The organism is Rothia sp. ND6WE1A (genome assembly GCF_001683935.1).
GTDB lineage: Bacteria > Actinomycetota > Actinomycetes > Actinomycetales > Micrococcaceae > Rothia > Rothia amarae.
In genome coordinates, this window is sequence record NZ_LXTU01000037.1 from 152,106 (window position 1) to 177,609 (window position 25,504).

General features: G+C 52.8%; 24 protein-coding genes. 5 read left to right on the forward strand and 19 right to left on the reverse strand.

Annotation, left to right across the window (positions count from 1 at the left end; all coding sequences use genetic code 11):
• Nucleotides 1-15 precede the first annotated feature (15 nt).
• From A7E48_RS05055 to A7E48_RS05065, 3 genes are read right to left on the reverse strand one after another with little or no spacing between them, the layout of a single operon-like run.
• Nucleotides 16-1,395 carry an MFS transporter gene (locus A7E48_RS05055; protein ID WP_141669378.1) on the reverse strand — a complete coding sequence of 460 codons (1,380 nt, stop codon included), beginning with the start codon at nt 1,393-1,395 and terminating at the stop codon, nt 16-18.
• The gene (locus tag A7E48_RS05060; protein WP_068170305.1) at nt 1,376-4,543 is read right to left on the reverse strand and encodes an AAA family ATPase; all 3,168 of its coding nucleotides are present in this window, start codon (nt 4,541-4,543) and stop codon (nt 1,376-1,378) included. The genes A7E48_RS05055 and A7E48_RS05060 overlap by 20 nt, the downstream gene beginning before the upstream one ends.
• Nucleotides 4,540-5,691, reverse strand: a complete 1,152-nt coding sequence (locus A7E48_RS05065; protein WP_068170308.1) for an exonuclease subunit SbcD — start codon at nt 5,689-5,691, stop codon at nt 4,540-4,542. Before A7E48_RS05065 ends, A7E48_RS05060 begins: the two co-directional genes overlap by 4 nt.
• 35 nt (nt 5,692-5,726) lie before the next feature.
• Between A7E48_RS05065 and A7E48_RS05070 the strand changes: the two genes are divergently transcribed.
• Nucleotides 5,727-6,758, forward strand: a complete 1,032-nt coding sequence (locus tag A7E48_RS05070; protein ID WP_068170310.1) for an ADP-ribosylglycohydrolase family protein — start codon at nt 5,727-5,729, stop codon at nt 6,756-6,758.
• Here A7E48_RS05070 and A7E48_RS05075 read toward each other — a convergent pair.
• The 7 genes from A7E48_RS05075 to clpS form a co-directional block, all read right to left on the reverse strand.
• Nucleotides 6,755-7,618, reverse strand: coding sequence for a phosphotransferase (locus A7E48_RS05075; RefSeq protein WP_068170312.1), 864 nt, complete (start codon nt 7,616-7,618; stop codon nt 6,755-6,757). The two genes, A7E48_RS05070 and A7E48_RS05075, sit on opposite strands and share 4 nt — an antisense overlap.
• Before the next feature lie 85 nt (nt 7,619-7,703).
• Nucleotides 7,704-8,336: a non-canonical purine NTP pyrophosphatase gene (locus A7E48_RS05080; protein WP_068170313.1), complete on the reverse strand. Its 633-nt coding sequence runs from the start codon at nt 8,334-8,336 to the stop codon at nt 7,704-7,706.
• Entirely contained in the window at nt 8,336-9,085 is a 750-nt protein-coding gene (rph, locus tag A7E48_RS05085; RefSeq protein ID WP_068170315.1) for a ribonuclease PH, read from the reverse strand. The genes A7E48_RS05080 and rph overlap by 1 nt, the downstream gene beginning before the upstream one ends.
• 40 nt (nt 9,086-9,125) lie before the next feature.
• Nucleotides 9,126-9,977, reverse strand: a complete 852-nt coding sequence (locus A7E48_RS05090; RefSeq protein ID WP_068170316.1) for an MBL fold metallo-hydrolase — start codon at nt 9,975-9,977, stop codon at nt 9,126-9,128.
• Entirely contained in the window at nt 9,974-10,939 is a 966-nt protein-coding gene (murI, locus tag A7E48_RS05095) for a glutamate racemase (protein ID WP_198924124.1), read from the reverse strand. Before murI ends, A7E48_RS05090 begins: the two co-directional genes overlap by 4 nt.
• A gap of 118 nt (nt 10,940-11,057) precedes the next feature.
• Nucleotides 11,058-11,612, reverse strand: coding sequence for a DUF2017 domain-containing protein (locus tag A7E48_RS05100; protein WP_068170320.1), 555 nt, complete (start codon nt 11,610-11,612; stop codon nt 11,058-11,060).
• Nucleotides 11,613-11,918, reverse strand: a complete 306-nt coding sequence (gene clpS, locus A7E48_RS05105) for an ATP-dependent Clp protease adapter ClpS (protein ID WP_068170322.1) — start codon at nt 11,916-11,918, stop codon at nt 11,613-11,615. It lies immediately after the preceding gene.
• A gap of 230 nt (nt 11,919-12,148) precedes the next feature.
• Between clpS and A7E48_RS05110 the strand changes: the two genes are divergently transcribed.
• Both A7E48_RS05110 and A7E48_RS05115 read left to right on the forward strand, forming a co-directional pair.
• The gene (locus A7E48_RS05110; RefSeq protein ID WP_255376900.1) at nt 12,149-13,450 is read left to right on the forward strand and encodes a nicotinate phosphoribosyltransferase; all 1,302 of its coding nucleotides are present in this window, start codon (nt 12,149-12,151) and stop codon (nt 13,448-13,450) included.
• Between the two features lie 29 nt (nt 13,451-13,479).
• Nucleotides 13,480-14,100, forward strand: a complete 621-nt coding sequence (locus A7E48_RS05115; protein ID WP_068170324.1) for an isochorismatase family protein — start codon at nt 13,480-13,482, stop codon at nt 14,098-14,100.
• Between the two features lie 53 nt (nt 14,101-14,153).
• Here the strand turns inward: A7E48_RS05115 and A7E48_RS05120 are convergent, their stop codons facing one another.
• The 5 genes from A7E48_RS05120 to A7E48_RS05140 form a co-directional block, all read right to left on the reverse strand.
• Nucleotides 14,154-15,953 carry a DEAD/DEAH box helicase gene (locus tag A7E48_RS05120; protein ID WP_068170326.1) on the reverse strand — a complete coding sequence of 600 codons (1,800 nt, stop codon included), beginning with the start codon at nt 15,951-15,953 and terminating at the stop codon, nt 14,154-14,156.
• A 207-nt stretch (nt 15,954-16,160) separates the two neighbouring features.
• Complete coding sequence (locus A7E48_RS05125; RefSeq protein ID WP_068170328.1) at nt 16,161-16,454, reverse strand: DUF3039 domain-containing protein; 294 nt, start codon at nt 16,452-16,454, stop codon at nt 16,161-16,163.
• A gap of 105 nt (nt 16,455-16,559) precedes the next feature.
• A complete protein-coding gene (locus A7E48_RS05130) occupies nt 16,560-18,104 on the reverse strand; it encodes a hypothetical protein (RefSeq protein ID WP_068170329.1) in 1,545 nt (514 codons plus the stop codon).
• Between the two features lie 47 nt (nt 18,105-18,151).
• A complete protein-coding gene (locus tag A7E48_RS05135) occupies nt 18,152-18,991 on the reverse strand; it encodes an ABC transporter ATP-binding protein (RefSeq protein WP_068170331.1) in 840 nt (279 codons plus the stop codon).
• Nucleotides 18,992-19,084: 93 nt separating this feature from the next.
• Complete coding sequence (locus A7E48_RS05140) at nt 19,085-20,023, reverse strand: tetratricopeptide repeat protein (RefSeq protein ID WP_233125989.1); 939 nt, start codon at nt 20,021-20,023, stop codon at nt 19,085-19,087.
• Between the two features lie 183 nt (nt 20,024-20,206).
• On the opposite strand from A7E48_RS05140, the gene A7E48_RS05145 reads away from it, so the two are divergent.
• Complete coding sequence (locus A7E48_RS05145) at nt 20,207-21,481, forward strand: AI-2E family transporter (RefSeq protein WP_233125990.1); 1,275 nt, start codon at nt 20,207-20,209, stop codon at nt 21,479-21,481.
• Between the two features lie 16 nt (nt 21,482-21,497).
• On the opposite strand, the gene A7E48_RS05150 is transcribed toward A7E48_RS05145, so the two are convergent.
• On the reverse strand, nt 21,498-21,833 hold the full coding sequence (locus A7E48_RS05150; protein WP_068170339.1) for an ATP/GTP-binding protein: 336 nt from the start codon (nt 21,831-21,833) through the stop codon (nt 21,498-21,500).
• Between the two features lie 74 nt (nt 21,834-21,907).
• On the opposite strand from A7E48_RS05150, the gene nucS reads away from it, so the two are divergent.
• The gene (gene nucS / locus A7E48_RS05155; protein ID WP_068170341.1) at nt 21,908-22,627 is read left to right on the forward strand and encodes an endonuclease NucS; all 720 of its coding nucleotides are present in this window, start codon (nt 21,908-21,910) and stop codon (nt 22,625-22,627) included.
• 105 nt (nt 22,628-22,732) lie between these two features.
• Here nucS and A7E48_RS05160 read toward each other — a convergent pair whose 3' ends face one another.
• From A7E48_RS05160 to A7E48_RS05170, 3 genes are read right to left on the reverse strand one after another with little or no spacing between them, the layout of a single operon-like run.
• The gene (locus A7E48_RS05160; RefSeq protein WP_068170342.1) at nt 22,733-22,990 is read right to left on the reverse strand and encodes a F0F1 ATP synthase subunit epsilon; all 258 of its coding nucleotides are present in this window, start codon (nt 22,988-22,990) and stop codon (nt 22,733-22,735) included.
• Nucleotides 22,991-22,992: 2 nt separating this feature from the next.
• A complete protein-coding gene (atpD, locus tag A7E48_RS05165) occupies nt 22,993-24,456 on the reverse strand; it encodes a F0F1 ATP synthase subunit beta (RefSeq protein WP_068170344.1) in 1,464 nt (487 codons plus the stop codon).
• A gap of 47 nt (nt 24,457-24,503) precedes the next feature.
• Complete coding sequence (locus A7E48_RS05170; RefSeq protein WP_068170347.1) at nt 24,504-25,436, reverse strand: F0F1 ATP synthase subunit gamma; 933 nt, start codon at nt 25,434-25,436, stop codon at nt 24,504-24,506.
• Nucleotides 25,437-25,504: the final 68 nt, after the last annotated feature.

Genomic DNA, 25,504 nt, shown 5'->3' on the forward strand with positions numbered 1-25,504 from the left:
GCTCCTTGCTTATTCTTATTTATTCTTAGGCCTCTCCAGCTGGAGAAGATGCAGTCTCTCTTCATAACGCCGCCTCCATTGGAAGCCAAAGAGTTGCCCGGTGCAAAAGAACAGAGTGGCAGCAACAAGTGGAACCAGTAGAGACGCCGATTGACCTGTCATATTGCTCATCAGCACTGCCCATACGTACCCCAGAGATAGTCCACCGATGTATGTGGATTGAGTGCTGGAATGGGACAAGACGATGTTTCCCCGGGCAGAGAGCCTGGTAATAATCGTGTCCATACACATCAGGGCAGCACCGATAGCGCAGCCAAAGAAGATGAGCACGAAAATCGTCCAGAAAACCGCACGCGGTAACGAGAGTGTCAGAGTTGCCATCACCAATAAGCCGGAAATCAGTAACCAGCCTTCCCATGTGGCAAACCGTTGAAGGTTTCCCACCAGGAAAAGGCAGGTCACAGCCCCTGCAACTCCCATAATCCCCAGATAGATACCTACGGTTTCTAGGGTTTCAGTTTGTACTGCCCGAATCACTAATGCGGACTGCGTTGCCCCGATGGCGATACCTAGAAAAGTTGCCCCCAACATCGGCAACCAGCCCAGTTGCTGGCTGTCTTTTCCTAAATCTTCCACGCGCGGTTCGGAAGTTTCAGAACCTAATGATTGGGGGTTCAGCGCTGATGGCTTCCATAACACGAACATCATGCCCACCACGTTGATGACGATGACGGCGAACAGGGAGGATTGAACACCACCTAAAATGGACACCAAACCCACAATCGCAGCAGCGACCGGTAGGGCTATCACGTCAAGGATTGATTCAAACGCTGAAGCATAAATGAGGTTGTTGCGATACTTGACTTCCTTATACTGACCACCCCAAAACAAACGCATAATCGAACCTAGAGGGGCGGTCGTGAGACCAGCAAGAAGGGCAGCCAGAAGCAACAAAATAATTGATCCACCAGCACCGGACGTCGTAAACCTGCCGGTCTGAATCATCAAGAAAGCCACGGCTGGAATATTTAGTGTTGCTGCAACCATCAGAACTCGGCGGTACCCGACCCTGCGAGAGAGATTGCGGTAGGTTCGTTGCGTTGCTGCGGAGCTCAGCGCCACCAAACCTGCAGCATAGGCACCCAGTGAAACTTCTCCCGTTTGATGTGCCATCACCAGGAGCACCGACAGAGCAATCATGAAAGACGGCAGACGCATCAAAATAGAAAAGACCAAAAGTTGACGATCAACGGGGCGGTAGCTCTCCCTCAGTTGCTCCCGCATAGCCCGAGTCTTTTGCCAAATCTTCTCACTGCGTCGTCTTTTACTGCCGGAATTAGCTGGGGATTCTGCAGGCCGAGTATCTGAGGTCATCTCACGGGCGAGGTGTTTCAAGGGTTGATCCTTCCGGTGAGGTACTGAGCGTAATATGCAAGGGAATTCGATTCTTCATCTCAGCCACGTGCGAAATGAGACCAATCACGCGGCCACCTTCTCGCAAATTATCGAGTGTACCCATCACTTCTTCCAGTGTGGATTCATCGAGCGTACCGAATCCTTCGTCTACAAATAGCGTATCAATTTCGATACCGCCGTTGCGCTGTTGGACGACGTCCGCCAGCCCCAGTGCGAGCGCCAATGAGGCCATGAAAGTCTCGCCACCGGAGAGGGTAGCGGGAGTGCGTTCTCTCGCAAGCCAGCTATCGAAAACGGCGATTTCTAGACCAGATTTGCCCCGCCCTGTTTTGGCATCGGTGTGGCGCAGCTTGAAGCGGCCATGCGTCATGCTTTCCAGATGCAAGGTGGCTGCGAGCGCTACCTCCTCCAGTTGCGCTGCCAGCACAAAGGTGGTGAGAGACATAGCAAGACGGTTATCGGTTGTATTGCCTGCTGCAATATCGGCAAGACGGCGGTGCATCTGAGCGGTCTCAATGAGCTTTTCGTTGCGGGCCGTGATACGTGTATGTTCTGCCCGCAGTTGCTGAAAACTATGGTGGGCACTGGCGAGTTGCGTTTCCCAGCGGATGAATTGTTCGCCGATGTGCTGGGTTTTTTCGAGTTGTTCGGTGAGGAGCTCGCATTCTTCAGCGGTGGGGGGCTGCATCCCCATTTCTTTGTTTTCTTTGATGTCTTGTTGTGCTGGGGTATCTAGTCGTGCTTGGATACCGCTGAGTGTGTTGTTATAGGTGGTGATTTCTTCTTCGAGCTTGGTCAGAGTTGCCGCAGGCAGGGCGCTTTCTCGGATTTCTGACTCCCCTGTGAAGATTGAGTCCTGTAATTTTGCCTGGGAAAGCGTTTGTTGATCGACTTCTACCTGGTGAGCGTGCACATAGTCATTTCCTGTTTTTTGGAATTTTTTGAGCAGAGGCAGTAGCCGTTGAAGGCTGTGCAGAGTGTTTGCCCAAGACAATTCGGTGCGATGAGTTTCAAGGTGGGTTCGTTCTAACTGATGTTGTTCTTGGAGTACCTGTATTTCTGATTCGAGACGGGAAATTTCAAGCGCCTTCTGTCGCATCTGTTGGGCGGTGGACTCTTGTTGGTCCTTCAGCTTTGTTGCTGCGTTTTTGAGTTCGGTAGCACGGTGGGCACGGTGCTTTAGTTCTTCTAAACGTGCTTGTGCCTTATTGAAGTTGTCGAGGGCTTGTTCGACGTCGATAGCACCCACCTCTTGGAGATTTTCTGCTGTGGCCCGGGCGGCGGTGAGTTGAGTTTGGGTTTCTTGGGCTTCTACTTCTGCAGCATTTCGCGCGACTCGGGCATTCTTGACCTCTGATTCTTCGACCAGTTCTTGTGTAACCTCTCCTGCAGCAGGACGTGGGTGCTGGCAAGAACCACAGACGGGGCATGGTTGGTTGTCTTCGAGTTGGTTTGCTAAGGATTGAGCTGCTTGTGCGTAGCGAAGATTTTGAAGCGCTTCCGCGTGGTGCGCCAGCTTTTGCCTGTTTTGTTCGGCGACTTGGGCTTGTACAACTTTGCGCTCTAGTTTTTTGAGATGCTCGTCTAGCTGCCGTGAAAGTTCTACTACTTTTTGAGTGCGGTCGAAGGCTGCGGTGAATTCGGCGAGTTCAATTTCTGCCCGATGGAGACTCTCTTGCTCTTTTTCGGTCGTGGCAAGTTTTTGCGCTGATTGTTCTGCTTGTTGCTCTAATACTTGAACTTGCTTTTCATGGTCGTTCCGGCGCGCTTGCAGCTGAAGAACTTGCTCTTCACCCTGTTGAAGCTTCTTTTCCCGTTCTATCAGCTGTTCGGTGAACCCCGCTCGCTGTTTGATATCGTCATAGAGCGTTTCGAGTTCGGCAGAAGTATCCGGAGTGAAAACCTCATTTGCTACCGTGTGCAGCTTTTCTCCTGTTGACTGCGCGGGAAGCGTTTTTAGCCAGGGGTTAAGCTGCATTTCGTGGAGAAGGGGTGCTTGAGCTTGTGCGAAATGATTTTCCGCCTGAATTCTCTTCTTCTCTGCTTGGTTTGCTGCATCAAAGAGCGGCAAAATCTGCAGTGCAGCGTGCGCGCGTTTCACCTTATGGCGCTTCTGCTTGAAACCTTCATCCTGGCTCTTGAGACGTTTGAGTGAAGCGCTGAGTTCTTCGAAAATTTCCCACTGTCTCTTGGATTCGTTGAGTCGTTGCACTTCAGTGCGAAGTGTGTTCACCTTTTCTATAGAGAGCCCATGGGCCGTGCGCACCACATCTAGCGCCTGTTTAATTCGGTGTTCAGATGCAGCCAGCTCCTCCCCCAACGTCGGGTTCTGCCCCTGGTCAGAGTACTCTGCGGAAATTTTCTCCAACAGCAAGTCTGTCAAACGCGCTTTGTCTTGTTCCTGCGCTACCGGCGCCAGTTGGCTTTCGAACCGCTCTTTCACATCATCTAAGGCAGAGCTCTCTAAGGTTTGCTCCGAGCGATCAGCAATTTTCTCTACATCGTGCAGAGCCCTCTCCGCCTTCAACCCGCTCTCTTTTGCTCGCCGAATAAGTTCCTGCTGTACCCGCTCAAAGGTAGCAGTGGGGAACAATCGTTTGAGTAGTTCTTCTCGATCAGCCGATTTACTGGTCAGGAACCGGGCAAATTCGCCTTGGGGTAACAGCATGACCTGAGTAAATTGCTCACGATTCAACCCGATGAGTTCAGTGATGTATTTCCCTGCCTCATCGTTTCGCTCTGCCTTTGTTTCCCACTGCCCGGGCTGCTCGGGGTTTTCACGCTCCACAAGCACTTTGGCCTGTTGGGTAAGCGTTCCTGTACCCCGCTTTTTGGGGCGCTCCCACTTGGGCGAGCGCTCAATACGCAGGTGAGCTGAACCGATGGTGCATTCAAGTTCGACGCGCGGTTCCACATCATCTGCAGCAAAGTGGCTCTTGAGCTCTGGGCGAGCTAGCGAAGTAGTGCCATAAAGAGCGAAACAAATGGCATCCAAAATGGAGGATTTTCCCGAACCGGTAGGGCCATTAAGCAAGAAAATTCCAGCCTGATTGAGTTCTTCGAAATCAATATCGACGGTATGGGGAAAGGGACCATAGGCGGTCAACCTCAGGTGGTGGATTCTCATGCGGAAACTTCCTCTGCTTCTACAGCCGTGCACACGTCGTGTACATAGGACACTTCATCGGGTGTGAGTTCGCTACCGCGAACGTGTCCGAAAAAGTCAGTACAGACTTCTTCGATATTCATGGTCTGCGAAACTCGCTGCGCATAGGCGCGGGTATCTCTCTGTGCTGGATGCGCCGGATCAAAATATAGTTCCGCTACCGTCTCAAACCGTTCCCGAAGTTTTTCGAGAGCACCTAAAGGTCGCACGTCGTCAGTGATATAAATCCGACAAATGGATTGCTCAAAGGGGGTGTAGGTCTTCTCCGTGCATAGCTCAGCCAACGTACCCCGCAGCGTTTTCAGAGAAAGCTTGTTTTTCCAGATAACTTCAGAAATCTCTACGATGCCCTCGGTCTCAATATCGAGTAGCCAAGCGCCCTTGCGGTGGTTTTCCTCAGAGAAAGAGAAAGCCAAAGGTGAGCCGGAGTAACGGATAGTATCGGTTAGCTTTTGCTTACCATGAATATGGCCTAGAGCAACGTAGTCAAAATCCCTGAACACCTGAAAATCTACGGTCTCAATACCTCCGACGGCGATATTTCGTTCCGATTCGGTCGGTTGAGATCCGCTGGTAAAGCAATGAGCCATAGCGATGCTAACGGTATCCTGCGGCAACTCTTCCTTGCGCTGCCGGGCAGCGTTGAAGGTATGTTCTAGGACATCGCGGTGAGTAGGGGCGACGCCGAGCCGTCTGCCCATTGACCGCGGTTCAAGATAGGGAGCGGCAAAAATTGCAACGCTTACCCCGCCTTTTTCGAGAAGCACGGGCTCGTTACTTTGCTCCACCTCTGTTTGAAAAAATACCCGCTGCCGCGCCAGGAGTTTAGAGGCAAAGCCTAGCCGCGCAGCCGAATCATGGTTGCCGCTACTGAGCACCACCGCGCACCCCAGCTCGCTCAATTCTTCCAGGGTTGCGGAAAGCAATTCAATGGTTTCGGTACGCGGTTGCGCCTGATCATAAACATCACCGCTCACCAAGACCGCATCGATATTTTTCTCTTTCACGGTTTCTACTAACTCCATCAAGAACTTCTCGCTGATGTCGTGCAGAGACAGCCCATGAAAAGATCTGCCCAGGTGCCAATCAGAGGTGTGCAAAATACGCATAGTTCTAATCTATGCCAAAAAGATAAGATAGGTGCATGACTTCGACTTTTCAGCCCGCACCTCAAATCACCCACCCGGCTTTCGCCCAGGCTTGCTCGGCATCGCTTGATGCATTAGCGAGCGCGGATGCGGCGCTGCATCAGAGCAAAATCCCCTCCGATGAAACCTGGTTTGCGCTGTATCAGCTAGATGGGCTCAACGAAGTCTTAGAATGGAACAACGAGGGCGTAGCCGCCGATGAAACCGCGTGTATCTGGCTTGCGCTTTTGCGCATGATTCGCACGGTTCACAGTATCTCCCCCGACGGCGCACCTTTTGCCTTAGATCGGGCAATCGACTCCCTGACTCCGCACAGCTGTAGCGGCCACATCGATGCGACCATCATGAAAGCACTGAACCAGAACGACATGCAGCTCCTGGAGAAGAACATCAATGCTGAGGCACAGGACGGCGGATCGCTCGTTCGCTCAGCCATGATGGGTTTTCTACCGGTGGAGGATCCCACCACCGTAGCGGTATTGACCGCTCGCGCAGCGGCCTTGACCCACGGTCATGAGCAAGAAATATTCAGTGCAGTTGCAGTCGCTCTTCTGGTGCGCTCGCTCCTGGCGGGTGTCACTGATGGTCAGCAGCGCTCCGAAGATGGACTTCTAAGCCAGGCGTTGGAGGCAGCCGCGGATTGGTTCGTCCGGTTGCCGCTTCCCCAGCTCCCTGGCCATGGAGAAGAGATTGAGAAGATTCTGCGAGATGCTCTCAATTCTCCCTCGGAGGTTCGGATTCAAGATCGCTCAGCCCCAGTCAATACTGCCGGTGCGATACTGAAGGAATCCATCATCCTGGCTTTTTCTATGTTGAGTACCTCTGAAATACCGGATTCGAAGCAATCCACTCAAGCTCTTCCCACTGGTACTGTGCGCGCTCGTCTGCTGGCGACTTTCTTCGCCAGCATCGCCCGCCCAAATCAAGCCTTCTCAGCTTCAGAACAGGTAGAGCCCAACCATCCAGCAATTCACAGCGTACTGGAGAATTTCTTCGCTCAAGTGGGAGCCAGTTCCTTAGCAGCTTAGATTTCTTCGCGGTGATCCATCAGCCAGTTATCGGCTCGTTCCACAGCCAACCGCACAATCGCCCCGCCCATGCCATTATGCATAGAATAAGCGACAGCTTCTAAGGCTAATTTGCGCGAGATAGTTTTGGCTCTCTCTAGCTCAACAGAACTCAATGATTTCTTGAGCGAATCCCAGCCATACCAGTTTCCCAGCGAAGCCCAGTCATAAGCGGGATCAGCTATGCATGCGTGATCCCAATCAATCAAGCCCACCAATCGGTCACCGTTCCACAGGATATTGTGACCGGCTAAATCGTTGTGAATCAGCCGAGGTTTCATTGGCTCCAGCTCTAAAACGTTCTCAATAATCTTGTGAGCGTATGGGCGGTTGCTCCGCAACAGCTGAGGAACCACATCATCTTGGAGTGTCCCGACCCAATCCTGACCACCCCAGTGACAATGCGGCTGATCCAGGTAAGGCTCCATACCGGTGTAATCAATCGAGTGTAAATCTCGAAGCATATGCGATAGAGCTTTCGGCGAAGCCGGGCCCGGATTCTTCGGTTCACCCTTGATCCAGTGCAGCCCCACCGCCGTCATTCCATTGCGCGTAATGGTTCGAGTAATCGGATGAGGCACAGCAAAAGAAAGACCTGTGGGTAATCGGCGAAGTGTTTCCGTACGCCTGGCCACTTTAGCCCCAGTGTCAGGAGTCTTAGCAACGCGGACGCTCAGTCGCCCCTCCATGTTAATGACGAAGTGGGCTGACCCTCCTCGGCGCACGTCCCATCGGTCGCGGGCAACGTTGAGACCCGCTTGACGCATAACGGCATCCACCACAGGCGCAAAATTGGCTTGGTCTAGGTGAGCTCGATGCATGGTTTTCTCAACCCCAAATAATAAGAACTCTCACGACGTTGTGGAAAGTCCCACAGGCAGCACCGGTCAGGCGCCACCTTGCGGTTTACGATTCAAGTGCCTGGCGAAGATGCGGGATTAAAGCGGTGAACGCACGAGCGCGGTGGCTCATAGAATTCTTCACTTCTGCCGGTATTTCAGCACATGATTTTCCAGCATACTCCCCTGTGAGCTCCGATGGAGCCAAAATGGGGTCATAACCGAAGCCGCCTTCACCTGCGGGCTGGCGCAAGAGTCGACCGGGCAACTCCCCGTATTCCACAGCTTCGGATCCATCTGGGGTCACCATTGTTGCTGCGCAGCAGAATTTTGCCCGGCGGTGACTATCGTCAATATCCGAAAGCTGTGCCAGGAGCAAATTAATATTTGCCGCATCATCACCGTGGTTCCCAGCCCAGCGAGCGGAGAAAATCCCTGGAGCTCCTCCGAGCACATCAACTGCAAGCCCAGAATCATCGGCAATAGCAATCAACCCGGTAGCAGCAGATACTGCCCTCGCCTTTTTGAAGGAGTTTTCGGCAAAGGTAACGCCGTCCTCAACTACGTCGGGGGCGTTGACCGCAGTGGCATCGACCACGTCAGTATCTACGTTCAGACCTGGAATTTGTCCGCGTAAAATGTCACGGAGCTCGCGCAGCTTACCCTGGTTATGCGAGGCAAGAACAACTTTGGCAGGCATTAGGACTCCCCCAGAACCTGGCGCTGGATGGCAGCGAGTTCAGCGGTGCCTTCAAGCGCAAGATCGAGGAGCGCGTTAAGCTCCTCGCGGTCGAAGGGAGCACCTTCAGCAGTTCCCTGCACCTCCACGAATTTGCCGTCGCCTGTCACCACCACGTTCATGTCGGTCTCAGCACGAACATCTTCAACGTAGGGCAAATCAAGCATGGGCACGCCGTCGATAATCCCCACTGAGATAGCGGAAACTGAGCCGGTCAGAGGCTGAGCTTTGGCACGAAGAATACCCTGACTCTTAGCCCACTGAATTGCTTCCGAAAGCGCTACATAAGCACCGGTGATGGATGCAGTGCGCGTTCCTCCATCTGCTTGCAGGACGTCGCAGTCCAACACAATCGTGTTCTCACCAAGCGCTTTGGTATCGATGACGGCGCGCAACGAGCGGCCGATGAGGCGAGAAATTTCGTGAGTGCGCCCACCAATCTTTCCTTTGACAGATTCTCGGGAGGAGCGGGTGTTCGTTGCCCGAGGAAGCATCGCGTATTCAGCGGTGACCCAACCTTTGCCTTCGCCTTTGAGCCAGCGTGGCACTCCTTCGGTGAAGGAAGCGGTGCACAATACTCGGGTGTTTCCGAATTCAATGAGCGCCGACCCCTCGGCGTTCTTTGACCAGCCGCGGGTAATGGTGATGGGGCGCAGTTCATTGGTGGCACGTCCGTCTGCTCGCTGAACGGTGGTGTTGTCTTGAGCCATAGTAGGTTATTCTCCTGTGAATGATTGAAGCGAGAAAAGTTTAGGGAAGTGTTTTGTTGATGACTTGCAGGGTTGTGGTCTGTGTCGGCGAGTCATCGGGGCGAGGATGTACCTGATAGGTGGCGCTGGTTTCTGCCACCCCAATGCCGCCGTCGAACATTTCTTGGGCTTCTGCAAGAATTTCTGCAGGGTCATTCCAGATGGGTAAGTGAGTCAGCAACAGGTTGCGGACGTTCGCCTCTTGGGCAGCAAGACCTGCACGTTTACCGCTGAGGTGGATGCCACGCAGGTGATCATCTCGACCTTCCTGATAAGCGGCTTCGCAAAGAAAGAGGTCTGCGTTTCGTGCAGCATCCACCAGCCCCTGGCAGGAATCCGTGTCGCCCGAATACGTCAGAACGGTGTGACCTTCTTCCGAATCGCATTCAATCCGCAGAGCATAGGGCTCTTTAACAGGATGCTGTACCTCATAAGGGGTTACCGTAAAAGGGCCAATCTTGATGGCTTGCTGGGGGGTCCAGGAATGGAAATCAAACTCGGTGTGCATACCGGTTTCCATCGTCAGCCCATGAGTGTTAAGAAGGTACTGGTGAATATCCGTGGGACCATACAACGGGATAGGGCCTTTGGGCCATCCACGTGGATCCCACTTCACTGCCACGTGTACACCAGATAAATCAATGCAGTGATCGGGGTGAAGATGGGAAATCAAGATGGCATCAATCTCTGAAAGATCAACATGCCGTTGCAGTACGCCGAGGGCACCATTGCCCATATCAACTAGTACTCGCCACGTTCGACCAAACCCGTCCGTGGCGGCAATCATATAGCAAGACGCCGGGGAAATAGAGCTGGGAAAAGAACCCGAGCATCCGATAACCGTCAATCTCATGTTATGTCCTGTTCCAAGGCATTGTCAGGTGCGCCAAATAGTTCGGGCGCGATGGTTTTTTGGGCGTTGCTCAACATCTCTGGGGTGAGGGTCGCCAAAGAACCTGTGGGGAATTGCTGGGCCACTGAATCGGTTTGACGCACGGTAGCCACTTCGGGTCCTAAGAAGCGGCGTGCTAGTTTCTCGAACGATTCTGTTTCCCCGGTGGCAAGAAAATCGTAATGGGTGGGGGTGTTATCGGTGCGTTCCATGTTATGGGCAACGAGCGCACGGTAAACGTCTTTTGCAGATTCTTCCGACGAAGAAACAAGCGTGACCGATTCACCCATAATGTATGAAATAACGCCGGTGAGAAGCGGGTAGTGAGTACACCCGAGCACCAGTGTGTCTACTCCAGCCTCTTTGAGGGGACGCAGATATTCTTCAGCGGTGGCTAGAAGCTCTGGGCCGGAGGTAATACCCCGTTCTACGAACTCCACAAAGCGTGGGCACGCCACTGAAAAAATATCATAACCGCTGACGGTAAAGGTGTCTTCATAGGCTCGTGATGTCACCGTTGCTTCGGTAGCAATCACACCGATTTTTCCATTGCGCGTAGCAGATACTGCCCGGCGTGCAGCAGGTTGAATTACCTCGACGACGGGAATCCCATAAACACGAGTGTATCGTTCTCGGGCGTCTCGAAGTACAGCAGCCGAGGCAGTATTGCAGGCAATCACCAGCATTTTCACTCCGGCATCTACCAATTCGTCCATAATGCGCAGAGCGTTAGCGCGCACCGAAGCTATCGGGAGAGGCCCGTAAGGGCCGTGGGCTGTGTCGCCTACATAAATAATGTTTTCGTGCGGCAGCTGATCCATCACTGCGCGAGCTACGGTCAATCCTCCTACACCCGAGTCAAAAACGCCGATGGGCGCTGCAGGTGTAGGCTGCGCGGAAATGTGAGAGCCCCAAGGGGTCATTACTGTGGCGGTTTCTTCGTATGACATGCTATCTCTGAGAATACAGTGAGAATTTCTAAGACAGTGGAATTTGCATTACTTGCCCATGTTTCAGGGCGAATATCACGGTGTTATTCATTTAGTTCAGTGAATCCAACATGGCTTCCATGAGGGTATCGAGAAGCCAAGAGACAAAGTTATAAATTAGCGACATATAGTCTTCGATGTCTTCAACAGCATTCCAGTCGGTTTTTTCTGCAATGAGCTGAGCATCGTTTTCGTTCTGGATGTTGAGGCGGGCTGCGAGTGTCAGCCGAACATCATTGAGTGCAGCTGCCCATGCGCGGGCATGCTCAGCGTCGAGAACGACATCGAGTTTTTCTAGATCCATCGCGGCTAGTTGCAAGTAGCCAATTTTTTCCTGGCGCAGTGAAATCTCTGTATAACGGCGGTATTCGTCGGCAACTTCTGGGTCGTCGCTCGCTACCGGGAGCATTCGTGCGAGCGCCGGGTCGGTAGGTGCTGAAACGTTTTCTGAAATACCTACCAACGCCGCTAGCGGGTCTTGTCCTTCGTCAGTATCGGGTTCGAGGGTGGTGGCGACATCGGTAAACAGCTTTTGGAGCAGAGATGCTTCTTCTGTATTAAAGCGGGCAGTCAGCCCTTTGCGGCCGCTCTTGAATCCTTGCGCCATTTATTCGCTCACCCTTTCAAAAGTTGCCCAGAGTCCCCAGCCGTGCATTGCTTGTGTGTGCTTTTCAGCTTCTTCGCGGGAACCGGTGAAAACGACGGTTTTTCCTTGCTCGTGCACCTGCATCATGAGGCGGTGTGCTTTGTCTTTGCTGAATCCAAAATAGGAGCGAAATACATAGGTTACGTAGCTCATCAGATTTACGGGATCGTTCCAAACAATGACTTGCCAGGGCACGCCCGGTGCAACCTCAAATTCTGTCTCTTGAGCGAATGCCGCTTCAAGAGCTTCCTGGGGTGCAGCTGACATGTAACAATCTCCTTATTTTCCCTTGCGTGAGCCTTTGGTTCAGCGGGGCATCTTTGACCACACCCTGTCACTTTCCCTCAGCCTATCCTAAATTTGCCTTGAATTTACTCAGCTATTTTTCACTATTTGTTCATCTGCCGGTTGAGCCAGGGTTTAGTTTATTCTGCTGTTCTCAACACACGAAGCGCTGAACATATTCCTCTAAGCGTTTTACCCGTAAAATATAGCCTGTGTCTACCTCAACAGCATTATTGACTGATCATTATGAGCTCACCATGCTCCAGGCCGCTTTGAAGTCTGGTGCCGCTCACCGCCATAGCTTCTTTGAAGTATTTACGCGTCGGCTCCCTGCCGGACGCCGGTACGGAGTGTTAGCCGGAACCGGCAGGTTTCTGGAAGGACTCAAGAATTTTAAGTTCGAAAAAGAAGAACTAGATTTCTTAGCGAACACTCACGTGGTGAACGATGAGACTCTGGAATATCTGAGTAATTTCTCGTTCAGCGGCAACATTTTTGGGTATGCCGAGGGTGAAGTTTTTTTCCCGCACTCCCCCGTCTTGCAGGTGGAGAGCACCTTTGCCGAAGCGTGCGTACTTGAAACTTTCATTCTTTCTATCTTGAATTACGATTCCGCTGTAGCTTCTGCCGCTTCGCGCATGTCTCTAGCAGCGGGCAATCGCCCCTGTTTAGAGATGGGTAGCCGCCGCGCCCACGAGGAGGCTGCTGTAGCGGCAGCACGTGCAGCAATCATTTGTGGCTTTACCGGCACCTCTAACCTAGAAGCTGGTCGCCGCTACGGTTTGAATACTATTGGAACCTCTGCCCACGCTTTTACCCTCCTGCACGATACTGAGCGCGATGCTTTCCAGGCGCAGCTCGATTCTTTGGGCGTGGATACTACTTTGTTAGTGGATACCTACGACGTCGAAAAAGCAGTGCGCCTCGCGGTGGAGTTGGCTGGTCCCGAGCTAGGGGGCGTCCGCTTGGATTCCGGAGACTTGGTTGCTCAGGCTACCTGGGTTCGCCAGCTTCTCGATGAGCTGGGAAACACCAAAACCAAGATTACTGTGACCTCTGACCTGGACGAATATGCTATCGCTTCGCTCGCCGCAGCTCCCGTTAACTCCTACGGTGTGGGTACCAAATTGGTGACCGGTTCGGGCGCCCCGACGTCGTCCATGGTCTACAAAGTAGTAGCCCGCGAAAACGATGAGGGTGTCATGGAACCTGTGGCAAAAGCATCCACGGGTAAAGCGTCCTATGGCGGTCGTAAGTATGCGGTGCGCAAAATCAATGAACAGGGTAGAGCAACCGCTGAGGTTATTGGGGTTGACGCGAAAGCGCCTTCCGATTCAAACGATCGCGACTTGATGGTCGATTTCGTCAAAGACGGAAAAATCCTCGAAGGGTTCACCGGGGCTGAAGGTGTGCGTCGTGCTGCCGAACGTCACGCTCGTTCGATTGCTGAACTCCCCCGAGCGGCGTCTCGACTGTCTGAAGGCGAGCCTGTCATCCCATCCCAATTCATCTAATTCGATTCTCTGTAAAGTAGAGGAAAACCATGTCTAAAGCTTTGATTATTGTCGATGTTCAAAACGACTTTTGCCCCGGTGGTAGCCTGGCAACGGAAAACGGTGCCGACGTCGCCGCAGCAATTAGTGAGTATGTAGAAGTGCACCACACTGATTACGATGCAATTGTTGCAACCCAGGATTGGCATAAAGATCCCGGTTCACATTTCTCAGAAACCCCCGACTATAAAAATTCCTGGCCGGTACACTGCAAAGCAGAGACGAACGGGGCGGAAACTCACCCGAATCTCGATACCGACTACATCGAGGCTTTCTTCCGTAAAGGTGAATTCGAGGCCGCTTATTCAGGCTTTGAAGGTATTTTGGCGCCGGAGGATACTGTCATGACCGGCGAGCGCGATGCCCATGAAAATCCTGAAGACAATACCCCCAAGCTGTCTTTGGACGATTGGTTGCAGGAGCGGGATATCACCGAAGTCGATGTCGTGGGAATCGCTACAGATTTCTGTGTCAAAGCGACCGCTCTAGATGCTGTAGATGCCGGGTATGAAACCCAGGTATTGGCAGAGCTCACCGCGCCTGTTTCCGATGAGGGATTCGAAGACGCTCTGGAGGAACTGGAGGACGGCGGCGTCACCGTCGTCAGATAACGCGGGAATGCAGGTGAGGGCGGAAGCTACGGTAGCTTCCGCCCTCTTTCTTTTTATTTACGACCGACGAACCAGTCCGCGAGTTTATCCAGTCGGGCTTGAATTTGCTCAGCGGAGGCTTGCGCCACCGGCGGTCCGCCGCATACGCGCCGCAATTCGTTATGGATGGAACCGTGAGGTTTGCCCGAGCGCACCGCGTAGGCAGACACATTTTTGGCTAATTTATTGCGCAGATCTTTGAGTTGGCGGTGGTCGACAACTTGAGGGGTGGAACCGGTAGGACGCCGAGATGCATGTTCTTGCTGATGAGCGCGCAATAGTGTGCCTACTTGATCGGCATCAAGCAAACCGGGGATGCCCAAAAAATCTTGTTCTTCCTCCGAGCCAATGCCTACTGCGCCGGCACCGAATTCTGAGCCATCAAAGAGAACACCGTGGAAGGACGCCTGGGAGCCAATCGCCTCAAATTTGCCCTTGGTCAGCTCCTCAGAGGCGCGGTCCTCACGGTTTGCTTCTTCAATGAGGTGATCGTCCAGGCCCTCGTTAAGGGGATTCTGAGGAATGTCATCACCAGGTGCTTTGCGGTCGAGGGCATGGTCGCGTTCGGCTTCCATCTCATTTGCCAGGAGCATGAGCTGCGGTACCGAGGGCAAGAATACAGAGGCGGTTTCTCCTCGTTTACGGGCACGCACGAAGCGACCGACTGCCTGGGCAAAAAATAGGGGTGTGGAAGTAGATGTTGCGTACACGCCCACAGCAAGACGGGGCACGTCCACGCCTTCAGACACCATACGAACCGCTACCATCCAGCGCTGCTCCCCTTCGGAGAAAGCATCAATTTTGCGGGAGGCGGTTTTGTCATCGGAGAGCACCACGGTGGGTTTTTCCCCCGTGATTTTTTCGAGCTGGGCCGCATAGGCACGTGCATCCTGGTGGTCGGTGGCAATGACCAACGCACCGGCGTCGGGCACTGTACGGCGCACTTCGGTGAGTCTCTTATCGGCTGCCGAAAGAACCGTGGGAATCCACTCGCCGTTGGGATCAAGAGCAGTTCGCCACGCCTGGGCAGTGATGTCCTTGGTAAAACCCTCCCCTAGGTTTGCCGCCATTTCTTCACCGGCAGAGGTGCGCCAGCGCATCTGCCCGGAGTACGCCATAAAAATAACCGGGCGCACCACATGGTCTTTAAGCGCCGGACCATATCCATAGGAGTAGTCAGACTTTGAACGGCGAATACCGTCTTTACCCTCCTCATAGGTCACAAAGGGGATCGGTGAATCATCTGAACGAAACGGTGTTCCGGTCAGAGACAGACGTTTATGGGCTGGTTCAAATGCTTCACGGAGACCATCACCCCAGGACAGGGCATCACCAGCGTGGTGAATTTCGTCCATAATCACCAGGGTGCGCGCGTTCTCGGTGCGAGCACGGTGCAACATGGGCTTATTCGCTACCTGGGCGTAGGTAAGGGCAACACCCTGATATTCGCGACCGTGGGTACCGTCAGCATTCTTGAAGTTAGGGTCAATCGAAAGCCCGACGCGCGCGGCGGCGTCTGCCCACTGCTTCTTCAGGTGGTCAGTAGGGGCGACAACCGTCAGACGGTTTACTTCTCCCCGGTCAAAAAGTTCTTTAGCTACGGTAAGGGCAAAGGTGGTTTTACCTGCGCCGGGGGTAGCTACAGCCATAAAATCCCGCGGGCGCTGGGTGAAGTAGAGGTGCATTGCCTCTGCCTGCCAGGCACGAAGTTTGGTTGCTGTACCCCAAGCCGCACGGTTAGGGAAGGCAGGAGAAAGATCGGGAGACGGCGTTGGCGCTGCGTCAAAAAGCGATGGCTGTTCGGAATCACTCATTCATTTCCCCTTTAGTCGTCTACCTTCTGATTTTGCTAGTGAGCCACTCGTTTCCTGCCCACGCACCAGAGATGATTCTAATACTTTCTCCTTTGCTCAGAGGCCGGAAATATCACAGGCGTTACGGTCGACTGGCGCAAATACACGAAAAACCACCCAAGAATGAAAGATTAATAACATCATTCTCGGGTGGTTTCTGCTGAGGGTTTATTGATCGTCCTCGTTGTCTTTGCCCGGGCGGAGCCCGTCGTAAACTTCCTTGCACTGCGGGCACACGGGGAACTTCTCAGGATCGCGGCCGGGTGTCCATACTTTGCCGCAGAGCGCACGCACTGGGTTTCCTGTCAGCGCGGATTCCATGATTTTTTCTTTACGAACGTAGTGGCTAAACCGTTCGTGGTCGCCAGGTTCTACGTTCTGAGTTTCCTCACGTTCAAGGAGGGCGGTGCCCCCTTGAGTTTCGTGAGCGAACGGATCTTCAACTCCGGGAATGGATGACATGTGCTGACCTCCTGGTCATCCGTGCAAACTCTTTCCGCACGGGTTTCAGTTTGTGTTGGTGCTATTGTATCTTGCCGGTCAATATCTGCGCGGCACAACGTTCACTTAGCGAAATTGGCTCACGCGTTGGAGGGTCTCGGCGGAGTGAGCGTCATACCGTGCAGCTCCCACGGTTAGACCGATAAAGAAAACGATGGCGCCAATCAGCAGAGAAACCGCACCGCTCAACCACATCCACAACGGGCTGGAGGTTGAAGAATAAACAATCCAGAGAATTCCGCCGGGAATTGCAAATGCCATGAGCACCAGCATGATCAACCCTCGAATCAGACCTTTAGAAAAGCCATCCGATTGTTTGGGGGTCTTGAAAGGACTTCCTCCAGGTGGAGGTACGGGAACTGAGATGAGCATATCGACAAAGGCAGACAGCCCGACACCGCATAAGAGTTGCCCTACGCCCAACCCCATAATCGCCGGAAGTGAGGCAAAATTATCAAACCGCCAACTCAGAAAAAGGGAACCGAAAATAATTAACGGCCCCATCAGCACCAGCAAGCCCCATGCTCTGCCCCAACGATCGTCCTTACCGCTTACAGGAGCTAGCACGTTCATGGAAAATGCCGAGTTCTCGTAAGAAATGAGGTAGGAATACACGTAACCCGCCAGGGCAGGGACAAATACCGCAGCCATCGCGAGTAAGACTGGATTGCCCGTTGATTCCTCTCCTATGGAGACGCGTCCAAAGAGAGTAAAAAGTACATAGAACGCTGGAATCATAATGATATTGAGGTTACAGCGCGGATCCTTTACCAACATATGCACGGTTCGAGCGGCAAGAGCTCCTCGGGGGCTGGCAGGGAAATGTTTGAAGATGCCGGTGTTTCCGGCCTCAACTTGTTTCGATGCCGTGGTTCCACCGATTTCGCCGATGCGGCTCATCGCACGGTTAAGAAGTTTCGTCCAGATAACCCAGGACAAAGCAAGGTATATCAGGCTCAGAACCAGGAAAAGCAGGGCTTTACCCCAGTGCCCCATATAGACCGCGCTAGCTACGGCAAAAGGCGCGCCCAGTGGGGTCCAGGACAGCACTTTCATGGCTGAAGGGAGCGCATCCCAGGCTTCGCCTAGCCCCAGAGCTAACCCCGCAACCAGGGGACCAGCGCCCATCATCAGTAGGAACCCTACGATAATCAGCCCTTGTTTTACCCCTGGAATGGAGCTGATTTCTATGGCGAGAAGGCTAATAATACGCGAAATAGTCAGGACAAGCGCCAGTCCGAGAGGAATCATCAGCACATAGACAACAAGCGACACCGGGTGCCGCCAGAGTAAGAGAGCAGTCACAGCACTAAAAAGCACCGTCGCAAGACCGGGTAGACCAATCAAGCCGCCCAGCAACTGCCCCAGCTGAATATCTTTAGTTTTCAGCGGATATGGCGCAAGATGGTCGGGATCTAAGGTGGCATCGGTACCCGAAGCAAAAATCGGAAGAATCCACCATAGCAGTGCCAGCAGAACTCCTGCTCCCACGAGCAACATAGCTGTTTGCGGGTCATTACCTTCGTGTGCCCCTTGCGTCGCGGTAAAAACTCCCCATCCCACGAGAGCACCCAGCAGATACAAAGAACCGAAAATAGTCCCGACAATCACCCAGGCATTCCCTTTAAAGGAAGCGAGAAAATACCGCCATTTCAGATTTAAGAGGACTTTAACCATGAAATACCCTCCGAAATTTTTCGACCACCTACGAGTTCTACGAAGCGGTCTTCCAAAGATGAGTCACCGCGTACTTCGTCGGTTGTCCCAGCAGCCAAAATGCGACCATCGCTCATAATTGCAACATGGTCGCAGAGTCTTTGCACCAGATCCATGACGTGGGAGGACAATATGACGGTGCCTCCACCCTGTACGTAGGCTCTGAGAATATCCTGAATATTCGAGGCAGAGACCGGATCCACCGCCTCGAACGGTTCATCGAGAACCAACAAGGATGGGGCATGAATCATAGCGGCAGCCAAAGCCACCTTTTTAGTCATACCCGCCGAATAGTCGCTGACGCGCCGTCCTGCAGCCTCCGTCAAATCAAGAGCAGCCAGCAAATCGGCGGTGCGCTGAGCTACAGTCGCCCGATCCAGTCCGTGCAACAACCCAGCATAGGTAATCAGCTGCTCCCCCGTGAGCTTGTCAAAAAGAAATACGCCATCAGGTAATACACCAATTTTGCTCTTAGCGCTCTGAGGGTTCTCCCACACATTGATGCCATCGATGAGCACCGACCCTGCGGTAGGGCGAAGCATGCCAGTAGCCATCGACAACGACGTCGTCTTACCGGCACCATTGCGCCCTACCAGACCAAAGAAAGAACCCCTCGGAATAGTGAGGTTAATACCGTCTACGGCTATCTTGTCTTTGAAAGCCTTCACAAGATTCTGAATTTCAAGTGCGGGTCGGTGTAAGGCTTCTGCAGGAACTTCAGCAGCCACCGCCTCAGCGGTTGAAACTGGTGTGGATAGAGATTGTTCAGTGGAATCATCCATGCTGATGGATGGTCGGGGAAGATGCGTGTTCTCACTCATATTTCTACCGTATAAGTTTGAGCAGAATACTGCATCCTCCCCTAGGAGTACTTCTTAGAACAGAGCCATCATCAAATCGGCGCGCGCCTTAGTCACGCGAGGATCATGAGAGCCCACTACTTCAAACAGTTCTAACAGACGTTCGCGCACCACGTTCTTCTGTTCGGCGTCCACTGCCTTGAACAAAGTAATCAATCGGCTAAAGGCGTCCTCCACATGCCCACCCGCTACATCAAGGTCAGCAACGTTGAGGGATGCTTGAACATCCTGGGGGTTTTCAGCGGCGCGCTCGCGTTCCTCCTGAAGGTTAAGGTGGGCAACACGTGACAGCAACCCCACCTGTGCTAGCCCAATCTTTGCATCCGTATCGCCGGGATTTTCGTTGAGAGCTTTTTGGTAGGCGGTTTCAGCCGCAGAAAAATCTCCCCGGTCAATCGCCTCTACTGCTTCTTGGTGCAAGGGAGGAAGCGGTTTTTCTTGCTCTTGGGAAACGTTGGGTTCAAATCCGCCGGGAAGCTGTTGTTGTGCGGCAATCTGCAAAAGCTGTTGCAGGACGTCGGTGAGTTGTTCTAGGGTGACTTGCGAGTTAAACATCGGGGCAGGCTGCCCGGCAATGACAGCGACAGCAGCGGGCACGCCCTGAATCTGAAATGCTTGACCGATTTCCGGTTGCTTGGTGATATCAACGGTTGCAAGCAACAAATTGCCCTGCGCCGAGTTCACCAACTTTTCCATGTTTTCTACGGTCTCTAACGACGCCGGAGAATGCTCGGCATACATTGCGAAGACTACTGCGCCCTGCGATGATAGCTGGACAAATTTTTGAAAATCCTCACCGGATTCAACTTCAAATCGCCAGGTAGGTTCATCGCCTGCAGATTGAGATGTTTCTTCAACTGCTGGTGCGGTTGAAAATTCTGAGAGATCCGGGGCGTTTCGTACAGAGGCGGGGAGGTCAATATTTTGGTTAGCTTCGTGCGGTGATTCAGACATCATATTCTCCTTATAGTTCTCACGAACTCATCTATCTTATCTGAGCTCTTAGAATGAACTTTCTTCAGTTATCCTGCCAAATCCGCCCTCTTTTATGGGCTAAAAGAATCAATTCTTGCGATGGGCTGAATCTCAAAAGCTACAGTAGATGTCAGACTAATATTTTTCGATGAGATGAGCCCCATGCCCCAGCTAAAAACTGATGCTTCAAATTTTATGAGCCATCTGAGACACCTTGCGGCAGCGCAGCGTAAGAAATATCAAAAGCTACCGCAGATTCCCGGTGCCCAGCCTAGGCCGCGGTTTGATCCACCGACCAACTCTTCGGTACGTGCAGAATCTGACTTTGCTTTCTCTGGCAACTCTGCCGAGCACGAAGCTCGCCTCTCTGCTCAGCCGGTTCAACATTATTCTCTCAGCAACCCGGTTCTTGCAGGTTTTATGCTGACGGTCGGTGTGGGTCTTGCTCTGCTGGGTTGGTATATTCTGACCAATGTGGGGGCTCTCTCCGGGTGGATTGTTGGCGCACTTTTCATTGCTCTGGGTCTTGATCCGGCGGTGCGACGTCTGGAAAAAATGGGCTTACCTCGCATTGCCGGTGTTGCTCTCGTCGTTTCGATATTTGCCCTGGCCGTCGTGGGCTTAGTTTCTTGGGTTGTTCCTAAAATCGCCAACCAAACTGTGCAGTTTATTAGCGACTTTCCCCATGAGTTCGATCAATTTCTGAATTCAGATTTTTTCTCTTCGATTGATCGCCAGTGGGGGGTACGCCACATAGTCGATGAGGCAGTGACGCAGGCAACCGGAGAGGTTACTGCCGATTCAAATGCGGTAGGCAGTTTTCTGAATAATCTCGTCGACGCAGGCTCAATGCTTGCGAACATCATCACCGGCACCATTATCGTGCTGATTCTTTCGCTCTACTTCCTCTCCTCTTTGCCTCTGATGAAAGCATGGTTCGTGCGGCTCACCCCCGCTTCACGACGCACCCGTGTCAGCGCCTTGACAGAAAGTATTACCGGCGCTGTCGGACATTACGTGGCTGGTCAGGCTATTGTCGCGCTGCTCAACGGTACGTTCGCCTTTATCGTCATGCTCATCATCGGCGCACCGTTCCCCCAGCTTCTCACGCTCTTTGTGGTCATACTGGCTTTCATTCCGCTCATCGGTGGCGTCTCCGCTGGGGTACTGGTCTCGCTGGTATGTCTGTTGGATAGCTGGCAAACTGCGCTTGCTTTTGCGATTCCTTACTTTATTTATCTTCAGGTGGAGGCTTACTTCATCTCGCCCCGCATTATGTCAAAGGCGGTGGCTGTACCCGGTGGTATTGCCATCATCGCTGTTGCTGCCGGGGGCGCACTGTGGGGTGTGCTTGGTGCGCTCATCGCTATCCCTGTGGCTGCTTCTTTGCTCATCTTGGTCAAAGAAGTTCTTGTACCCCGGCAGGACGAACATTAGAAGCCAGTGCAGGCACCTACCATTTGCTGCGTGTCTGCCAGCATTTGCTATGCCAGTGACGCCGCTCCTCAATAGCTCGATCTTTGCCAAACATGTGGTCTTCGCGCCAAATGACGAGGTGCGCGGTACGTGGAGGTATCTTCCGCCCGCACTCAGGGCAGATATAGGTTTTGAGCGCGTTGACCGCCGGCATAAACTGAATAAACCAGTCGCCATCGAAACTGTGTTCTACATAGGGTGCGGGGTCCAGAATTCTAGAAATATCTCTGCCCTGCGGCATGGCTTTCTGCCATTTAGAGGGCTTCTGACCAGAATTTGAAGAACGACCGCGGGATCCTGAACGTTTAGGCATAGTACATATTGTGGCATAGTTGATGAGCTTCATTCGGGCTGCTTCCAACTCTGCTGAGCTGTTAGAGTTATGGAGTGCGTCTTGTAATAGCTGAATGTTCCGTAGATTATGTAGGTCGGCTCAAAGCCCACCTCCCCCGAGCTACCCGCTTGCTCATGGTAAAAAATGATGGTTCCGTTCTGATTCACTCAGACGGTGGCTCTTATAAACCGTTGAACTGGATGAGTCCTCCTGCAACTATGCACGTTGCTGACCGAGAAGAACTAGCGAGATCAACTACTTTTGAATTGGAAGATGACCCTGATATCCAGGAGCTCTGGCGCGTTCAGGCGGCTAAATCCGATGATTATCTGCTGATTCGCGTCTACGGCGTGGTGGGAGAGCTCTCCCATGATTTAGGTGTTGATCCCGGTTTAATCAAGGACGGTGTTGAAGCCGATTTGCAACGCCTACTCGCTGAACAAATCGAAGTCTTAGGTAGTGGGTACCGGCTTGTACGCCGCGAATATCCAACTGCTATTGGGCCAGTCGATATTCTCGCGCGTGATTCTCATGGCGCAGCAATCGCTGTGGAACTCAAGCGCGTTGGCGACATCGACGGTGTCGAGCAGTTGACTCGATACCTTGAACTGCTCAATCGAGATCCCCTGCTCTCCCCCGTCAAAGGTATTTTCGCCGCTCAGAAAATCAAGCCTCAGGCACGGGTACTCGCAGAAGACCGTGGTATCCGGTGTGTCAGCTTAGATTACGACGCAATGCGCGGAGTCGACGACGTCGATTCTAGGCTCTTCTAAAACTTCCGCCATCGTCGTTGATGCGCATATGTAATCTTCATCCATAGACACCACATAAAAAGAACCCCTCCTGTTAGGAGGGGTTCTTTTACTGGTGGACTCGCGCTAAATATTAGCGTGCTTTGCAGCAATAATGACCTTGTTGTTAGACACGGTCAAGAAGCCTTCGTGAAGACGAGTCACAATCTTTTCACCGGTAACCGGCTCAATGATGAGTTCGCCGTCTTCAGCGAGCAAAGCCATGGTCGGAATATGCCCGGGCATAATTCCGATATCACCGTCAAGAGTACGAGCACGAACGTACTTCGCTTCTCCCGTCCACACTTTTTTCTCGCGAGAGACTACTTCGACGTTGAGTGCCATGATTACTTGGCTCCAGTCTGTGCCTTGAGTTCTTCGTACTGACGCATGACGTCGTCCATGCCACCAATGTTGTAGAACGCCTGCTCGGGAATGTGGTCTACATCGCCGCGGCAAATCATCTGGAATGATTCAATGGTGTCCTTAATCGGAACAGTTGAACCCTCAACACCGGTGAACTGCTTAGCAGTGTAGGTGTTCTGGGAGAGGAACTGCTCGATGCGACGTGCACGAGAAACAACGACCTTCTGTTCTTCGGAAAGTTCGTCCACACCAAGAATCGCGATGATGTCCTGGAGTTCCTTGTTTTCCTGAAGAATTGCCTTCACCTGGATTGCGGTGTCGTAGTGTTCCTGACCGATGTACTGAGGATCCAAAATACGTGAAGTGGAAGTCAGCGGATCGATTGCGGGGTACAGACCACGAGCTGCAATCGCACGGTTCAACTCGGTGGTTGCATCGAGGTGAGCGAAGGTAGTTGCCGGAGCGGGGTCGGTGTAGTCATCCGCTGGAACGTAAATTGCCTGCATAGAGGTAATGGAGTGACCACGGGTTGAAGTAATGCGCTCCTGCAAAAGGCCCATTTCATCAGCCAAGTTGGGCTGGTAACCCACAGCTGAAGGCATACGACCGAGAAGGGTAGAAACTTCTGAACCAGCCTGAGTGAAGCGGAAGATGTTGTCAATGAACAACAAAACGTCCTGGTTCTTTACATCGCGGAAGTATTCCGCCATGGTCAGACCGGTCAAAGCTACGCGCAGACGAGTTCCTGGGGGCTCATCCATCTGACCGAAAACGAGTGCGGTGTCTTTAAGAACACCTGCTTCTTCCATTTCAACCCAGAGGTCGTTACCTTCACGGGTACGCTCACCAACACCAGCGAATACCGAGGTACCACCGAAGTTACGAGCAACACGGGTAATCATTTCCTGAATCAGAACGGTCTTGCCCACGCCAGCGCCACCGAACAGACCAATTTTACCGCCCTTGATGTAGGGGGTCAGAAGGTCGATTGACTTGATGCCGGTTTCCAGCATCTCGGTGGAGCCTTCGAGCTGTGCAAAGCTGGGAGCCTTACGGTGAATTCCCCAGCGCTCGTCGGCATGAATTTCTGAGTTGTCAACGTCAAGAGCATCGCCCAAAACGTTGAAGATGTGACCCTTGACGCCGTCGCCCACGGGAACAGAAATCGGAGCACCGGTGTCCTGAACAGACTGACCGCGGACAAGTCCGTCGGTAGCCTTGAGGGAGATTGCGCGCACGAGTGAGTCGCCGAGGTGCTGTGCAGTTTCAAAGGTGATGCTCTGGATTACGCCGCCGATATTAATTTCAGCGGTAAGAGCGTTGTAAATGTCCGGTACCTGACCGGCAGGGAACTCAACGTCGACCACAGGGCCGATGACGCGCGCAATGCGGCCAGTAGCGCCCTGAGTCGGCGTGGTTGCCGATTCATTCAGAGTGGAGGTCATTGTTCTCACTTACCTGTATAGAGAAAGTTGAATAAGTATCTTCGATATTAGGAGGCGGCGAGGGCGTCTGCGCCGCCCACGATCTCGGAAATCTCGTTGGTGATTTCTGCCTGACGAGCGTTGTTCATGAGTCGGGTGTATTTCTTCACCAGTTCGTCCGCGTTATCGCCGGCAGACTTCATAGCGCGCTGGCGAGATGCTAGCTCACTTGCTGCTGCTTCGAGCAAGCAAGCGTAAAGTCGTGAGGCAATGTAACGGGGCAACAGCTCATCAAGAACTTCCTGCGGGCTCGGTTCAAAGTTGAAAGCTGCGTTCTGATCTACCAGAGCATCTTCAATCTCTTCACCGGGCACAATTTCGTCACCGATACGCTTGGTATCTGCAACTGCCAAAGGCAACATACGCAGAATCTTGGTTTCCTGAGTCACCATCGAGATGAACTCTGTGTAGACGATATGAAGGTCATCCACGCCGCCCTCTTCGTAGGGGCGAGCGAAAGCGTCAAGCAGAGCTTCACGCATTTCAACAGCCATCTCTACGTTGGGGCTATCGGTATTTCCTTCCCACGAACGTTCATAGTCGCGCTCACGGAATTCGAAGTAAGACTTCGCTTTACGTCCTACGAGGAACAGCTGAACTTCGCGCCCTTCGCTACGAAGCTTCTCAATCAGACCTTCAGTCTTTTTCAGGACTGAAGAAGAGTAAGAGCCTGCGAGACCGCGATCGCTGGTCAAGACCAGAACTGCAGAGCGGCGGTGCTGAGCATTTTTATCGCTAATCAAGGGGTGCTTGATAGAACCCTGGGCAGCAATAGCAGTAACAGCCTTAGTCAAAGCAGCAGCATAGGGGCTAGCCGCATCCGCGCTCTGACGTGCCTTGTTAATACGAGAGGTCGCGATCATCTCCATCGCCTTGAAGATTTTCTTCATGGACGACGTCGAAGCAATCTTTTGGCGGTAAACCCTAATCTGGGCTCCCATAGAGCTTCCTTTCTTCCTCAGTGGGCGTTGTCTTCTCCTTCACTGGAGAAGACAACGCTACTGCGGAG